The 12,209-nt window shown below is 68.3% G+C and carries 10 protein-coding genes; 6 read left to right on the plus strand and 4 right to left on the minus strand.

The features are described 5' to 3' along the window. Nucleotides 1-64 precede the first annotated feature (64 nt). Nucleotides 65-1,120, plus strand: coding sequence for an endonuclease/exonuclease/phosphatase family protein (locus NXI30_17005; GenBank protein ID MCR9095923.1), 1,056 nt, complete (start codon nucleotides 65-67; stop codon nucleotides 1,118-1,120). A gap of 27 nt (nucleotides 1,121-1,147) precedes the next feature. Here the strand turns inward: NXI30_17005 and NXI30_17010 are convergent, their stop codons facing one another. Genes NXI30_17010 through NXI30_17020 form a run of 3 tightly spaced genes read right to left on the minus strand, consistent with a single transcriptional unit; the run spans nucleotide 1,148 to nucleotide 3,977 of the window. Then, entirely contained in the window at nucleotides 1,148-2,002 is an 855-nt protein-coding gene (locus tag NXI30_17010; GenBank protein MCR9095924.1) for a hypothetical protein, read from the minus strand. Then, the gene (locus tag NXI30_17015; protein ID MCR9095925.1) at nucleotides 1,999-2,859 is read right to left on the minus strand and encodes a hypothetical protein; all 861 of its coding nucleotides are present in this window, start codon (nucleotides 2,857-2,859) and stop codon (nucleotides 1,999-2,001) included. The genes NXI30_17010 and NXI30_17015 overlap by 4 nt, the downstream gene beginning before the upstream one ends. After that, nucleotides 2,856-3,977, minus strand: a complete 1,122-nt coding sequence (locus tag NXI30_17020; protein MCR9095926.1) for a hypothetical protein — start codon at nucleotides 3,975-3,977, stop codon at nucleotides 2,856-2,858. Before NXI30_17020 ends, NXI30_17015 begins: the two co-directional genes overlap by 4 nt. Before the next feature lie 240 nt (nucleotides 3,978-4,217). Here NXI30_17020 and NXI30_17025 point away from each other — a divergent pair, with 240 nt between their 5' ends. The 5 genes from NXI30_17025 to NXI30_17045 are packed head-to-tail and all read left to right on the plus strand — an operon-like array spanning nucleotide 4,218 to nucleotide 10,872. Beyond that, nucleotides 4,218-5,612, plus strand: coding sequence for a hypothetical protein (locus NXI30_17025; protein ID MCR9095927.1), 1,395 nt, complete (start codon nucleotides 4,218-4,220; stop codon nucleotides 5,610-5,612). Then, nucleotides 5,609-7,153 (plus strand): DUF362 domain-containing protein, encoded by a 1,545-nt coding sequence (locus NXI30_17030; protein MCR9095928.1) that lies wholly within the window; start codon nucleotides 5,609-5,611, stop codon nucleotides 7,151-7,153. Before NXI30_17025 ends, NXI30_17030 begins: the two co-directional genes overlap by 4 nt. Beyond that, on the plus strand, nucleotides 7,150-9,249 hold the full coding sequence (locus NXI30_17035; GenBank protein ID MCR9095929.1) for a bi-domain-containing oxidoreductase: 2,100 nt from the start codon (nucleotides 7,150-7,152) through the stop codon (nucleotides 9,247-9,249). Before NXI30_17030 ends, NXI30_17035 begins: the two co-directional genes overlap by 4 nt. Before the next feature lie 5 nt (nucleotides 9,250-9,254). Continuing rightward, the gene (locus tag NXI30_17040; protein MCR9095930.1) at nucleotides 9,255-10,409 is read left to right on the plus strand and encodes a glycosyltransferase family 4 protein; all 1,155 of its coding nucleotides are present in this window, start codon (nucleotides 9,255-9,257) and stop codon (nucleotides 10,407-10,409) included. 4 nt (nucleotides 10,410-10,413) lie between these two features. Continuing rightward, the gene (locus tag NXI30_17045) at nucleotides 10,414-10,872 is read left to right on the plus strand and encodes a cupin domain-containing protein (GenBank protein ID MCR9095931.1); all 459 of its coding nucleotides are present in this window, start codon (nucleotides 10,414-10,416) and stop codon (nucleotides 10,870-10,872) included. A gap of 36 nt (nucleotides 10,873-10,908) precedes the next feature. On the opposite strand, the gene NXI30_17050 is transcribed toward NXI30_17045, so the two are convergent. Further along, nucleotides 10,909-12,045, minus strand: a complete 1,137-nt coding sequence (locus tag NXI30_17050) for a glycosyltransferase family 4 protein (GenBank protein ID MCR9095932.1) — start codon at nucleotides 12,043-12,045, stop codon at nucleotides 10,909-10,911. Nucleotides 12,046-12,209 lie beyond the last annotated feature (164 nt).

Genomic DNA, 12,209 nt, shown 5'->3' on the forward strand with positions numbered 1-12,209 from the left:
TCCCGCTGCGCGCCCCCCGCCCCTGGCCGAGTCCCCTCGGCCCTGCCCGGACAGTGAGGAAACCGTGGCTGCGAAGCCCAAGAAGGCCACCCGGCGCCGCGAGACCGAGGCGGCGACCCAGGAGTTCCGCGATCGCGCGAACCGCGCCGGCGACCGCGCCTCCGAGGCGACGGCCCGGGCGCGGGTCCTCGTGCGCAACGCGCGGGACCAGTCCGTCGAGCGGGTACGCAACGCGCGGGACCAGTCCGTCGAGCGGGTGAAGGCGTTCGGGACCCAGGCTCGGGACTCGGTCAATCAGGCCCGGGACGCCGTCGAGACGGCTCGGAAGCTGCCCCTCGAGCCGCATTTGTGCTTGGTCATGGGACCCAGACGGCCGATACCGCCTCTGATCATGTCCGACTCAGTGCGCGTGGCCACGTACAACGTCCATCGTTGGCAGGGAGCGAACGGGCGAGCGAAGCCCGACGTCGCACGGGCGGGGTACGTCATCTCGGAGATCGATGCGGACGTGATCGCCCTCCAGGAGGTGCTCCGGCCCTTCGACGAGGAGGGGCCGACGGCGGACGACGAGCTCGGCCAGCTCTGCGAGGAGCTCGACCTCTACATGGCCTTCGCGGCGACCCGCCGCCATCGCCGCGGTCAGCTCGGCAACGCGATCCTCTCCCGCTACCCGATCACCGGCGTGTCCGTCCTCGACATCTCCTACTCGCGGATCGAACGTCGCGGCGCCCTGGCCGCCCATGTCGGGACCGCCGGCGCGAACCTCGGCGTCGTGGCGACCCACCTCTCCCTCGTCGACCGCACCCGCCATCGCCAGGTCCAGTCGCTGATGGAACACCCCGCCCTCAACGCGGGGCCCGCCGTCCTGATGGGCGACATGAACGCCTGGCGCAACTGCAAGGGCTCGCAGGTCCTCGAGGAGAGCCTCGGTCTCCATCACAACCGCGACTGGCCCGCGAGCTTCCCGTCGGGTCGCCCGCTGCTCTCCCTGGATCGCATCTACTCGAGCAATGCCGACGTCGTCGACGTTCGCGAGCACGACTCTCCTGCCGCGCGCAAGGCGTCGGATCATCTGCCGGTGGTCGCGACGGTCCATCTGAAGGACGGGGCCGGGTCGTAGCTCGCCCGGCGCGCGACCGGTGTCCCTTCAATCGACGGGATCTCCGGCTCGTTCGGCGAAACGAGCGAGTCGACGCCTCGCTTCTTCGTAGAGGCGCGGATGCATGACGAAGTACTGACGGCCGTCGACCTCCGCCTGCGCTCGCTCGTCCGCGCCGCCATCGCGAACCCAGCGCAGGCCTTCGAGGAGGATGTCGACCATCACGGGCTCGAAGCGGCGTCGCAGCCGTTCCATGGTGTCGCCGTGACGGATCGGGACGGGATCGATCCGGACGATGGGGCCCGTGTCGATGCCCTTGTCCATGAAGTGCAGGGTGACCCCGAGCTCCGGGCCCTTCGAGCGCGCCTCGGATTCCGCGTCCGCTTCGAGGATCGGCCATTCGACCACGTCCATTCCACGGTATGCGGGGAGCGGCCCCATGTGGGTATTGAAGATCCCGCGGCCCGCGACGTCGATCAGTTTCTGGCGGATGATGCCGCCCCCCGTGAATCCGACGACGTCGGGTCGCATGTCCCGAATCGCAGCGATCGATTCGTCGTCGTTGTGGTCGGCGACGTGGACGATCGGGATGCCGCGCTGTCTGGCGAAGGCATCGAGGGAGAGGTCGGCCACGCCCGCCTCCCTCGTGCGATCGTGGAACCCCGGCTCGTCTCCTGCGCTGTCGTCCGCCTCGGCGAGCACGATCTTTCGGAAGGCTTTGCGGGCGAGCCGGACGCCGTCGCGCTTCAGCTCGCTGCGGAGTCGAGCCGGGTTCAGGATGCGTCGGCATACGATCCCGACGAGCTCGAGTCCCGGTTCCTCTGCGACGAGCGCGCAGACCGAGCGGGAGAAGGGGCTGTTCGCGATCGGGGCGAGAACGACGACGCGGGTCGAGCTGCTCATCCGGTCAGTACCTCGGACAGACGTTCCTCCTGCAGGCAGAAGGCGAAGAGGTAGGCGAGCGCCACGTCGGCGTTTCGCGCATCGGCGATCTGGCCACGCTGATCCACGAGACCCCGGTCCACGAGCTTCATGGCGGTATTGAGGTAGCGGAGGTCGCCGAAGACGCGGCTCGCTTCGATCAGGGCCATCGCGAACCGAAGCCGCTCGACCTGCGCCGCCGCTTCGCTCCGCGTCTGGCGGGCTGCATCGACGTGAAAGGGAAGGGCGTCGTTTCGGCGGACTTCGATGTGCTTGATCAAACGATCGAGCACGTCGACGAGCGCCCGCAGCGCGGCCGAGCCCGTGGATCGGATCGCCGGATCTCGCGGCGCGTCTCCCTGGGTGTCGGCCCAGCGGACGAGATCCGCGAGCAGGACCGACGTGCCGGGGAAGACACCCCGCTTGAAGATGAACCAGCGCTCCGGCGGAAAGGAGTCGAGCAGGGCGGCGACGTCGCGCTCGTTCGTTCGTTCGTGATCGAGTCTCGCCCACGCCGCACGTCCCGTCGCTTCGCCCTTCGTGGTCCAGGCCTCTTCCGTGAACGTCTCGGGGGCCGGATGGGGTTCGGTCGGAGGAAGCTCCGGCCGATCGGGATCGTGCACGAGCCACAGCGCGAAGGGCGATGCGTCCGGATCGCCCGCGCCGCCGATGCGCTCCGAGACGGCCGCGAACGCCGGCCGCTCGCGCAGGCCGTCGGCCGGTTCGCTCGTCAGGCGTCGCACGGTCTCGAGGTGGGTCGCGAGATGCGTCGACGAATCGAAGCGGTCCACCACCGCGTCGAAGGCCGGTTTGATCAGCTTGCCGATCGTGGCCCTCACGCTTCGTTCTCCAGTCTGCACAGCATCGAGATCCCGTCGAGTCCTTCGACCCCCTCCCCCGAGACCCAGAAGCCCTCACTCGTGAGCTCGCCCGCCGGAAGCCACAAGGAGCCGAAGCCGAAGCCTCGCATCGGATACCGGTCCTTCGGGAACTCGGCCACCGTGACCCATCGCTCGGCGTCCCGGGACGCGAGCAGCCGCACGCGATCCGTCTGGATCCCCGGGCCGGGCTCGACCGTCGTGGTCGCGAGCAGATCGCCCTCGCGCGTTTCGGCGATGTACCAGCTGGAAGCGTCGCGCTCTCCGTGGATCTCGGGCTCCGTCGCGTCCCGGCGCAGCGAGACGATCCGGTTCTGGTCGATGTGCGTGTCGGTCAGCCAGTGGAGCGAGTCGGCGGAGAAGTGGAGGCCGACCGCCCGCCAGAGCTGATCGCCTTCGCCGATGGCGTGGACGGTTTCGAATCCGTCGTCCGAGTAGAAGAGGAAGCACTCGCCGGCGAAGTCGCCGGTCGTCGACCACAACCGCCCCGGCGCGTAGGGATCCGCGTGGATCGCGTGGACGTGGCGGACGCGGGGCTCGTCGAAGGCGTACACGGGTCGCCCCTCCGAGAGGTCGGCGTCGACCTTCCAGATCTTCACGGGCACTCGATCCGCGTTCATGAAGTACTCGCCGAAGTAGACGTTCCCGGCGGCATCCTCTGCGAGGGCGCGACTCATCACGCAGTCGCCCTGGATCTCGAAGAGCGCGTCGACCCGGTCCGTCTCGGGGTCGATTCGGTAGACCTTCCCGCCACGGATCCCGAGCAGGAGTCCGTTCCGCATCGGCCAGACGTTGCACTTGTCGAGGCGGAGGAGGCGCTCGGTCAGCCGCAGGGCGCCCAGCGCGTCGACGGCGCCCGAGAACGGGAACCGTGCGACCGGGGTCCATTCGCCGTTCCGTTCCCGGCGGAGAATCGTGCGCCGAGACGTCGCCCAGTCCCCTCGAGGCCCGGTGGCGTGGACGAAGCGAACGTCGCGACGTGTTTCCAGGACCCGGAGGCGCACGCCGCCGACCGTAGCATCGCGCCGGTCGGACTCTCCGAGCGACGTCCCGGACAGACGAAGGAGTCGTTCGGTCATGGGGTCGGATGCCCCTGAGGGAGGAAACGCGGCAGGTCCGCTAGTCTCGCGGTCCTCGCGCGACGGTTCGAACCGCGATGGGCGTCGGCCGGTCGGTGGAGGGAGCGCAGAAATGGGGTGTAAACACACCATTGAAACGGGCGGAAACGTCTTTGCGAGATCGTCGATTCGGCCGATACCGGGTTCTGTCGCGAAGGCCCCCAGGCACGCGCGCCTCTCGGGCCTCCCAGCCGGACTTCCATGAACCTCGATTCCATTTATACGCGACTCCCGGTTTCGCTCCAGCACGTCGCCTGCACCTGGGCCGGCTGGCAGCGTTCGCGCGCCCGATTCACTCCCTACTTTCATCGGACGCTGGCGGCGTGGATGAAGTCGGGCACGGGGCCGCGCGAAGAACTCCATCGAATCCAGCTCGCGCGGCTCCTCGATCTGCTCCAGCGCGCCCGGGACCACGTGCCCTACTACCGCGATCTCGCCCTCACCTGGCCGTCTCCGGACGGCGACCCCGAGGCGGCGATTCGCGACATCCTCGACCGCCTCCCGATTCTCGAGAAGTCCGACTACCGAGCGTCGCCGGAACGCTTCCTCGCCGAGGACGTTCCCCGGGATCAGCTCGTCGAGGGGAAGACCAGCGGCACGACCGGCACCGCTCTGCCGCTGTGGTGGACGCCCGAGGCGCTCGCCGAGGAGTTCGTCGCCCTCTGGCGCGGCCGCATGTGGGCAGGGATCGAGCTCTACGATCGGCACCTCACCTTCGGTGGTCAGATCCTCGTCCCCCACGAAGCGAAGCGCCCGCCTTTCTGGCGCTACAACGCCTGGAATCGTCAGACGCTCTTCTCCCTCTATCACATGACCGCGGAGCACCTTCCTCACTACATCGATGCGATCCACCGCTTCGAGGCGGCCTACGTCCAGGGGTATCCCTCCTCGCTCCATCTCATCGCGCGGGCGATGCTCGAGGCGGATCGACCGCTGTCCAGGGGCCGCCTCAAAGCGGTGCTGACCTCGTCCGAGTCGCTGCTCGCGTTCCAGCGCGCCTCGATCGAGGACGCCTTCGGTGCGCCCATCGTCGATCGCTACGGCTCGAGCGAGTTCGTCGTCTCGATGGCGAGCTGTCCCGAGGGCCGTCTCCACGTCGACATGGAGTTCGGCCTCGTCGAGGTCGAGGTCGAGGAGGAGACCGAGGACTACGTGCGCGGACCGCTCCTCGTGACCGGTCTCTCTCGCGCGGCGACGCCCTTCGTCCGCTATCGCATCGGCGACGTGGCGACCCGATCGAAGCACGCCTGCCCCTGTGGCCGGCCCGGAGACGCCTTCCTCGAGATCGATGGTCGCGTGGAGGACTACGTGGTCACCCCCGACGGTCGCTTCATCGGCCGTCTGGATCACGTGTTCAAGGAGCAGCTCGACGTGGCCGAAGCGCAGGTGCTGCAGGCGTCGAAGGACGCGATCGACGTGCTGATCGTGCCGCGGGGGAGCTGGGACGAACGCTCGGAGGCCTCCCTGATCAAGGAGTTCCGTTCGCGGCTGGGCGAAGAGATCCGAATCGATCTGCGTTTCGTCGCAGAAATCCCGCGCGAAGCGAATGGTAAGTTTCGCGCCGTGAAGTCATCCGTTGGGAGAAATCAGGCATGACCGCCAACCACCCCGGAACGCGAGTCGGGCTCGCGCGATGCCGGCCGGACTACGACGGGATCGCCGCACCGTGGGGACCGGGAAAGAGCTACCCGGAGATCGATCGCCTGCTCGGAGAAGGAGCGGACGAAGGACCGCCGAACGGGGTCTACGCCGCCGTTCGCGGCGCACTGATCGGCCTCGGTCTGGACGCTTCGAACTACGGCACGCCCGACTGGAATCCGATCGGAGATCTCGCGCGACCCGGATCGCGGATCGTGCTCAAGCCGAATTTCATTCGACACTGGAATCCCGCCTCGGATGGTCGCGGGGGAACGGTCGACAGCGTGATCACGCATGGCGCGATCGTTCGCGCGGTCGCGGACTACGCGATGATCGCCGCCGGCCCAGACGGCAGCGTCGCGATCGCCGAGGCGCCCCAGATGGACTGCGATTTCCCGTCCATCCGGCGGATCGTCGGTCTCGACCAGATCGTCGGCGTCTACGAAGACTCCATCCGTCGCGAGCTCGAGGTCATCGACCTGCGACGAGAGGCGGTGATCTACAAGGACGGCATCATCGACGAGCGGCACCCGCTCCCGGGTGATCCGGCGGGCTACCGCGCGGTCGATCTCGGAGATCGCAGCTTCTTCACCGGCTCCGGCCTCGACCCGAATCGATTTCGCGGCGCCGACTACGATCCGGGCCCGACCGCCGAGCATCACAGTGGCGGCCGAAACGCCTATCTCCTGTCCGAGACCGTGCTCTCCGCCGATCTCGTGATCAACCTGCCGAAGCTCAAGACCCACAAGAAGACGGGCGTGACCCTCGCGCTCAAGAACCTCGTGGGCATCAACGGCGACAAGAACTGGCTGCCCCATCACAGCCTGGGATCCGTCAGCGAGGGCGGCGACGAATTTCCGCAGGACTCGTTGATCGATCGGCTGCGCAGTCGAGCGACCGAGATCGCTCGCCCGCTCCTCGCGAAGGGCAAGGGACTCAAGATCTTCCAGATGGCGCGGCGTGTGGAGACGGCCGCCCGGGGCGACCAGTTCATCCGCTCCGGGAACTGGTACGGCAACCGCACGACGTGGCGCATGTGCTGCGACCTCAATCGCTGCCTCTACTACAGCGACAAGGAGGGGCTCCATCTCGACCACGACGGTCCGGTTCGCACCGTGCTCACGCTGATCGACGGTGTTCTCGCCGGTCAGGGGGAGGGTCCGCTCGCGCCGGCCGACGTCCCGCTCGGCGCGGTGATCGCCTCGGCGGATCCCGTCGCGGTCGATCTCGCGGCGATCCGACTCATGGGCTTCGATGAGCAGCGTCTCGCCGTGGTGCGCGGGCCGATGGAGGACGAGGATGCGCGAATCACGGGCGTCCGGAGTGCCGCGGACGTGACGGTCGGCGAGTGCGCCGAAGACGCCGACGGCGTCGCCGAGAAGACCCTCGACGACATCACGGCGGCGTCACCCTTCGAGGCGCACGCCGGCTGGGTCGGTCACATCGAGCAGGGCGCGACAGGCGAGGCGCCGCCGGACTGTCGGGGGAGCACGAGGTGAAGCAGGTCCTCCAGAGTCCGCGGTCCGGTTCCCTCGAGATCGTCGAGGTGCCCGCCCCGGCCGTCGGTCCGGGACAGGTCCTCGTCCGGAACGTCCATTCGGTCATGTCGCCCGGGACCGAGAAGATGGCGATGGACTTCGCGCGGAAGTCGATGCTCGGGAAGGCGCGGAGCCGTCCCGACCTCGTCGACCAGGTCCTTCGCAAGCTCAAGCACGAGGGACCGCTCCCGACCTATCGCACCGTCGTGAACAAGCTCGACGCGCCGCAGCCGCTCGGTTATGCGAGTGCGGGGGTGGTCGAAGCCGTGGGCTCCGGCGTCTCCTCGTTCGTGCCGGGCGATCTCGTCGCCTGCGCGGGCGCGGGCTACGCGAACCACGCCGAGCTCGTGGTCGTTCCCGAGAACCTGACCGCCCACGTCCCGGACGGCCTCTCCCTCGAGAAGGCGGCCTTCGCGACCCTCGGCGCGATCGCGATGCAGGGCCTGCGCGTCGGCGATCCCTCCCTCGGCGAAGTCGTCGTGGTGATCGGCCTCGGGCTGATCGGGCAGCTGACGGTCCAGCTCCTCCTCGCCAACGGTTGTCGCGTCTACGGGATCGATCTCGATCCGACGCGAATCGAGCAGGCCCGGGCGCAGGGCATGGAGTTCGGCGCCGCGCCGGGCGACGACCACGCGCCCTTCCTGGCGAGCGTCACCGGAGGCCACGGCGCCGACATGGCGATCGTGACCGCCGCCTCGGACAGCTCGGCGCCGATCCAGCTGGCGGCGGAGCTCTGCCGTCACAAGGGGCGGGTCGTCGCCGTCGGCGCGACGGCGATGGATCTCGACCGCCGCAGCTTCTACGAGAAGGAGCTCGATCTCCGGATGAGCATGTCGTACGGGCCCGGCCGGTACGATCGCCGCTACGAAGAGGTCGGTCTCGACTATCCGATCGCCTACGTCCGCTGGACCGAGCAGCGGAACCTCCAGGCCTTCGTGGACCTTGCGGCGCGCGGCGCCATCGACCCGCTCGCGATGGACGTCGAGAGCGTCCCCTTCGAGAAGGCGACCGAGGTCTACGAAGCCCTCGCGAAGGGTGAGCGCAAGTCGCTCGCGGCGGTCTTCCGCTACGCGGAGGATCCGGACCGCTCGCGGTCGGCGGCGGTGGCCTCGAAGGGGACGACTCGCACGAAGAAGGACGAGGTCGGGGTCGGGTTCGTCGGGGCAGGCAACTACGCGAAGGCGGTGCTCCTGCCGATGCTCGGGTCGGCGAAGGATCTTCGCCTCGAGACCGTCGTGACCTCCACGGGTCCTTCGGCGATGCGAACGGCGGAGCGGTACGGATTCGAGCGCGCAGGAACGGATCCGAGCGAGGTCTTCGAGGACGATTCGGTCGATCTCGTCTTCGTGACGACGCCTCACGACTCGCACGCGGAGCTCGCGTGTGCGGCGCTTCGGGCGGGCAAGTCGGTCTGGCTCGAGAAGCCCGTGGGCCTCACGATGGAAGAGGTCGAGGCCGTCACGCGAACCGCCGACGAGACCGGCGGCTTCCTGATGGTGGGCTACAACCGCCGCTTCTCCTCCCACGCGCGTCGAGTCCAGGCGACCTTCGCCCAGCGCGCGGGTCCGATGGCGATCCAGTACGTGGTTTCGGCGGGACCGACGCCTTCGGGCACCTGGATCACCGATCCGGCGGTCGGGGGCGGAAGGCTCGTCGGCGAGGCCTGTCATTTCGTGGATCTGTGCAGCTACCTGGTCGGATCGGACCCGGTCGGTGTGGAGTCGGTCCGATTGGGACGCGATCCCGAGAGCGACGACTCGACGATCGCGCTCCTCCGGTACGGGGACGGATCGACGGCTTCCCTCTCCTACCTGGCGAATGCGAGTACCGAGCTGCCCAAGGAGCGCTGGGAAGTCCATGCGGACGGGAAGAGCGCCGTCTGCGACAACTATCGCCAGACGACGCTGCCTGGGGGCGAACGGGTCAAGGGCATCAATCAGGACAAGGGGCAGGCGACCGCGATCCGGGAGACCTTCGAAGCGATCCGGGCCGGCGAGGCGTCTCCCCTCACCCTCGATTCGATCCTGGCGACGTCGCGCGCCTGCTTCGAGCTCTGAGCCCCGTGGCCGTCTCCCGCGCGAACGCGCCTTCGATCCTGCTCGCGCTGACGGGACTCTCGATCGATGGTGGCATCGCGAGCGTGAGCCGATCCATCGTCGACGTCCTCGAGAGAGCGCGCGACGAAGGACGCTCTGGCCCGATTCATCGCGTCCTGCTGCTCGAAGAGCACGGCACGCCGAGATACGGGACCGGGGAGGGGCGCGAATCACGGGCGGCCGGGAGCCAGGCGCGCTTCGTGTTGCAGCTCTGGCGGGAGATCCTGCGCGGCCGGCCGGACTTCGTGCTCTTCGATCACGTGGGGCCCGTCCGCGGCCTCTTCCCCGGTTGGCCTCTCCCTCTCCCTCTCCCTCGCCCGGAGTTCAGGATCTTCGTCCACGGGCTCGAGCTTCGCGGTGCCGATTCCGACCGGAGGGCCGATGCGCTCCGGGGCGCCCGCTCGATTCTCTCGAACTCGGACTTCACGAACGAGATGCTCTCGGAGATGATCCCGGAGATCGCCTCGAAGATCACGACCGTTCCCCTCTGCGTCGAACCGCAGCGGATTCGCGAGTGGAACGACCGGCGTCCCGACTCCGTCGCGACCGCCCGCCGTCGGCCCGCCGCCCTGATCGTCGGTCGGATGTGGAAGGACCAGCCCGGCAAGGGCCACGAGGCGTTGATCGATGGCTGGTCGCGGGTCGTCGAGCGCGTCCCCGACGCGGAGCTCTGGATCGTCGGCCAGGGCGATCAGGTCGAAGAGCTCGAGGCGCGGGCGACCGCGTGCGGTGTGGCCGAGTCCGTGGTCTTCCAGGGGCGCGTGTCGGACGAACGGCTTTCGGAGCTCTATGCCGAGGCGTCGGTCTTCGCCATGCCGAGCGCGCAGGAAGGCTTCGGGCTGGTCTACCTCGAAGCGATGTGGCACGGGCTGCCGTGCGTCGCTTCGACGATGGACGCCGGCCGGTTCGTCGTGGACGAGGAGTCCGGGGTCCTGGTTCCGTACGCGGACCCGGAAGCGACGGCCGAGGCGATCGCGACCCTGCTCTCCGATCCCGAGGGCCTGGAACGAAGAGGTCGCCTGGCGCGCGCCCGCGTCGAGACCTCGTTCTCGTTCGACGCGTTCGAAGCCAATCTCTGCCAGGCGTTGGGTCTCGCGAAGCCTTCCGGCCCGGCGGACTGACGTCGTGCCGCCGCTGCGAGTCACCCGCGACGCGATCGGTTCCGACTCTGCCCTCGATCGTGGCAACGAGCAGGCGCGGGGTGACCGGAAGGTCGTCGTGACGGAGATCTGGCCCTCCGCCGAGCGCACTGCCGACTCCGAGGACTGGCGGCCGGCCTCGAGCGGAGAAGCGACGCCCGTCCTCGAGTCGGTGGACGTCGAGTTCGCCTACTTCAACGAACGCGCGAAGCAGGATCGGCACTTCCACCGACGAGCCTACGAGATCTATACCGTCCTCGAGGGCGCGTGCGAGATCGAGGTCGAAGGCCGAGCGTATCGATTGGAGGCAGCCGACTCCCTCGTCGTGTGCCCCGGCGACCGGCACGAAGTCCTCGGCGGCTGCGGGCCGTTCCTCGCGCAGGTGGTCGTCGCGCCTTGCGCCGGCGTCGAGGACAAGTTCCCGAGCCCGTCCGACACGCCCTAGGGCGCAAGCGGCGGATCGAGAAGCGAATGCGGTTCGTCAGCGGGATCGAAGGGTCTCTTCGAAGACCTCCAGCAGGCGCTCGGCGGTGCGCTGCCAGGAGAAACCGGTCAGGCGACGTCGACCTGCTTCGATCAGGTCGTCGCGCACGCCCTGCTCGAAGAGCACGCGCTCGAGTCGCGAAGCGAACTCCGACGGTTCGTTCGGGTCGGCGTAGAGCGCCGCGTCGCCGGCGATCTCCCTGAAGACGGGGATGTCCGAGGCGATGAGCGCGGTCCTGCTGGCCATGGCCTCCAGGAGGGGATGCCCGAAGGTCTCCAGGTAGGACGGAAAGACGAACACGCTCGCGTGCTGGTACCACGCGGGGACGTCGGAATAGGGCACCTCACCCAGGATGTGCAGGCGCTCGCCCAGCGCTCCGAGCTCACCGCGGACGCGGTCCATCTCCGAGGAGTATTCGGCGTCCTGGTCGTCTCCGATGATCACGAGGTCGGGTGTCTCGGGACGGCGTTCGCAGAGCTCGGCCCAACCCTGGATCAGGGGGACGAAGTTCTTGTAGCGGTAGATGGAGCTGACCGAGAGGATGTAGTCCGCGGGTGAATCCGGTCGCGCGCGGTCGCGCCCCCAGAGCGCGACGTCGATGCCATGATGGACGACCCGCATCTTCTCGTGGGCGAGATCGATCGAGGCAGCGATCTCGCGGGCCGAGTCCTCGCTCACGAAGACGATCCGAGAGGCCGTTCCTGCCGTCGCGCGGGCGAGCAGTCGCAGGACGCCGAGTCGCACGCGTTGCTTGATCGGCCAGCCCTGCTCGACCGGGGTGAAGATCGCTCGGTTTCGGAAGGCGGCGATCACCGCGAAGGGACCTCGGAGCGGCGCGTACTCCGTGACCGAGAAAAACAGGTCTGCGTTCCACTCTCGCGCGAGCCTCGGTGCATCGACGAAGATCCACCAGATCCGCGCGACGAATCCCGTGTCGGGGACCTGCCGAATCTCCAGGTTGGGGAGCTCGGGAAGGTCGTCGGCGATGTCCTTGCGGTGGACGAGAAGCAGGAACTCGTGGTCCGGCGCGAGCGCGACCAGGACGGGGATGACGTTCACGAGATACGTGAAGCCGCCGCCGCCGCGAGCCATGCTCCCGTCGATCACGATTCGCGGGCTCGGGGAGGTGGTCATGCGATGCTCCGGATCCAGGGTCCCATCGAGGGTGCCGCGACCCTCCCCTCGTCGGCGTGGACACGGTCGCAGTGACTACTCAATCGGCTCGAAATCGGGCCGTTCACAGCCGAATCCGACCTGTTCGACGAGAAATCGGAGTCGTGCGGCCCGGGCGTCGACTC

The sequence above is a fragment of the bacterium genome, from assembly GCA_024742285.1.
GTDB lineage: Bacteria > Myxococcota_A > UBA9160 > UBA9160 > UBA4427 > UBA4427.